This window comes from Dietzia sp. DQ12-76 (genome assembly GCF_014145045.1).
GTDB lineage: Bacteria > Actinomycetota > Actinomycetes > Mycobacteriales > Mycobacteriaceae > Dietzia.
On sequence record NZ_JAALDV010000273.1, the window covers coordinates 1 to 3,423 of the forward strand.

Annotated in this window: 4 protein-coding genes; all 4 read left to right on the plus strand. The window is 69.5% G+C overall.

Annotated features, from left to right (window positions below):
• Positions 1-3: 3 nt before the first annotated feature.
• Complete coding sequence (locus tag G6019_RS10080) at positions 4-1,497, plus strand: class I adenylate-forming enzyme family protein (RefSeq protein ID WP_107756817.1); 1,494 nt, start codon at positions 4-6, stop codon at positions 1,495-1,497.
• 95 nt (positions 1,498-1,592) lie between these two features.
• Complete coding sequence (locus G6019_RS10085; protein ID WP_228549465.1) at positions 1,593-2,219, plus strand: TetR/AcrR family transcriptional regulator; 627 nt, start codon at positions 1,593-1,595, stop codon at positions 2,217-2,219.
• A gap of 101 nt (positions 2,220-2,320) precedes the next feature.
• Positions 2,321-2,647 carry an EthD domain-containing protein gene (locus G6019_RS10090; protein ID WP_182612346.1) on the plus strand — a complete coding sequence of 109 codons (327 nt, stop codon included), beginning with the start codon at positions 2,321-2,323 and terminating at the stop codon, positions 2,645-2,647.
• A partial coding sequence (locus tag G6019_RS10095; RefSeq protein ID WP_182627506.1) for an MBL fold metallo-hydrolase occupies positions 2,644-3,423 on the plus strand: 780 nt, incomplete at its 3' end. The genes G6019_RS10090 and G6019_RS10095, both read left to right, overlap by 4 nt.

Consider the following 3,423-nt stretch of genomic DNA (forward strand, 5'->3'; position numbering starts at 1 on the left):
CCAATGAAGCAGCTCGCCCAGGACGTCATCGACCGCGCGGCCCGCACGCCCGGTGACGTCGCCGTGGTGGACGGGGACGGTGCCCACGACCTCGGGGAGATCCTCGCCGGGGCGCGGGCGCTCGCCGGGGTGATCGAGGCCGCGGTGGACGGCCCGCCGACCGTCCTCATCCGTGCGGACAACTCGTGGCGGACGGTGTCGGCCGCAGTGGCCGTGGGACTGGCCGGCGGAATGCTCGCGGTGATGAGCGGACACGCGACGCGCTCGGAGTTCGATCTCGCCGCAGAGGATCTGCGGCCGGACGTCGTGGTGGCCGCCACCGACACCGCCGAGGTGTGGGGGCTGGCCGAGCACGGGTTCGTCGAGGTCGGCCGGGCACTGGACGGCTGGGTCGTCGCGGGGCCGGCGGACGGTCGTTCGAACGGGGTCGACCGCTGGAACGGGGGAGCGGTGGCGGCCATGACCTCCGGGTCGACCGGCCGCCCGAAGTGTGTGATCCAGACCGAGGACGCCCTGCGCTACGCATGCCGCTCGACGATCGAGGCCGTGGGCCTTCGGCCCGGTGACCCGGTGGGTGCGCTGGTGCCGCTGTCCTCCGCGGCCGCGATCTGCTTCGGGATGTACCTGCCGACCATGCTCGGCGGCGCGATGGTGGCCTTGGACAGGTGGAAGCCGGAGACGGCGGTCGCGCTCCTGCGCGAGCACCGCGTGGCCTGGACGATGCTGGTCCCCACCATGGCTCTGCAACTCACGTTGGTCGACGGTGCCGAGGGTGCGCTGTCGGCGATGCGGGCCATGACCGTCGGCGGCGGCCCGATGAACCAGAAGGCGCTGCACGACGCCGAGGTCACCCTGGGTACGACCCTGCTCCGGGTGTTCGGGATGTCCGAATGCCTGGGTCACACCACCCCGTCCCCCTCGGACGAGGTGGAGGTGCGCCTGGGACGGGATGGACGCCCGTTCCCCGGGACCGAGGTGCGGGTGGTGGACGCCGCCGGTGCCGTGCTCGAACCGGGTGAGCTCGGGTCCCTGCAGGTACGCGGGCCCTCGCTGTTCGTGGGGTACGCCCGCGAGGGCGCCCCGGTCGCGCCCGACGTCAATGCCGACGGCTTCCTGTCCACCGGCGACAGGGCGGTGATCCACGACGACGGCAGCGTGAGCATCCGAGGGCGCGAGAAGGACCTCATCATCCGCGGTGGACGCAACATCGACATCAACGAGGTGGAGAGCGCGCTCGCCGCCATCCCGGGGATCCACCAGGTGTGCGTGGTCCCGGTGCCCGACCCGGTACTCGGAGAGCGGACGGCGGCACTCGTCGTGTCGGAAGGTGAACCGCTCGGACTCGAGCAGATCCGTGGGCACCTGGAGGCGGCGGACTTCCCGAAGTTCAAGTGGCCCGAGTTCGTACGGTCGGTCTCCGTGCTCCCGCAGTCCAGGGTGGGCAAGTTGGACCGCAAGGGAGCGGCGACCCTCGCGGCGGAGATGTTCGCGGACTGATCGGTTCGGCGGGACGGCGAGGTCACCTGTGGTGTGGATCGATACCACTGTGACCTGAACTCACTTTCGCTTAACCTGGACGGATCATCACTCACATGGGGGTAAAGGCGATGGCGCCAACAAAGACCGAGGGCCCGAGATCCAAAAGGAACGTCATCCTCGAGGCGGCCGTGGCGAACTTCGGCAGCGTCGGTTACGAGCACACGAAGTGGGCGACCATCGCCGGCGAGGTGGGGATCGGGCAGACCGCGCTTTACCACTACTTCGAGTCCAAGGCGCACTGCCTGCTCACCATCATGAGCGCCGAACTCACCAGGTATCACGAGCGCTTCACGGTGGCGGTCGAGGGAGTGGGCGACGCCGAGACCGCGCTGCGGGCGGCGATCTCCAGTGCCTACGACATCACCGAGACCGAGGCGCTCCAGGCGCGGATCCTTCTCCACCACATCGACATGCTCGCCACCCCTCGCTCCTCCGAGCGGGAGGAGGAGGAGCGGGTCAGGGCACGTGAACTCGTCCGGGTGGTCGAGCGCGACTGGACCGGCCTCCTCGAGCGCGGGATGGACTCGGGGGAGTTCCCCCGGCGCGACCCGGTCGAACTCGGGAGGTTCGTCCTGGGCCTGATCAACTCCGTGTGGAACTGGTACCGCCCCGGCGGCAGTCGAACCCTGCCCGAGGTCTCGGACTCGGTCATGGGGGCGTGTTTCCGGCTGGTGCATTGAGGCGCTCCGGTCCGCGCGGGGGCCGCGCAACAGGGGTCTTCGGCATCCCGCGGTGGTACTGTGACACCAATTCCTGAAGTGAATTCAACTATGGAGGTATCGTGTACAACCTCATCGTCATGGCGTCGAAGCCCAGCGACTGGACTCACGAGGAGTTCATCACCTGGTGGCGCGGGGAGCACGCCGAGGTGACCTATCCGCTGCCCGGTCTGCGCCGGTGGTCGCACACCGCGGTCAAGGAGACCGGTCCCACCAGGCACTCCCTGGGATGGGACGGTGTGTCGGTTCTCAGCTTCGACTCGAAGGAGGCCTACGACGCCATGCTCGAGAGCCCGGAATGGGCGAAGGCCGCGGAGCACGTCGGCTCCATGGGAGGTCGCGCCATCATGGTGATGGGCGAGGAGCAGGTCATGGTCGGCGACTCGTGACCGCCTCGGGAGCGGACTGGGCCGAACTCGGGTGCCATCCGGTGGCCGAAGGTGTCCACCGGATCCCGCTCCCGATGCCGCAGGACGGCCTGCGTGCGATCAACGTCTACGTGGTCGAGGGCCCGCACGGGGTCTCGCTGATCGACGCCGGGTGGAACGTTTCGGGCAACCTCGAGATCCTGCGCGGCGGTCTGAACTCGGTCGACATCGGGCTCGACGAGGTGACCGACGTCCACGTGACGCACATTCACCGCGACCACTACACGATGGGGCCGGAGCTCCGCAGGCGCGTCGGGAGCCGCATCCACCTGGGGGGTGGTGAGCGCCCCGGACTGACCGAGCTCCTCGAACTGCGCACCAGCGTCCCCACGGACTCGCTCGATCAGCTCCGACGGGCGGGAGCCGCGGAGATCGCCGAGGCGTCCCGTGTCGAGGCGCTCGCCGAGCCCTGGGTGGCCGAGGACTGGGAGTTGCCGGACACGTGGACCGAGGACGGCCCGGTGTCGGTGGCGGGACGGCCGATGCAGGCGCGGCGGACCGCCGGCCACACCAAGGGGCACCTCGTGTTCGACGATGCCGCCCTCGGCGTGACGTTCACAGGCGACCACGTGCTTCCCAGGATCTCCCCGTCCATCGGCTTCGAACTCGGTGGGTGGGACAACCCACTGGGTGATTACCTCGCCTCACTTGAGGCGATGCTGGACCGTCCGGACACGCTCATGCTGCCGGCGCACGGGCCGGTCGGAGGCAGCGTCCACGGGCGGGTCCGCGAGCTG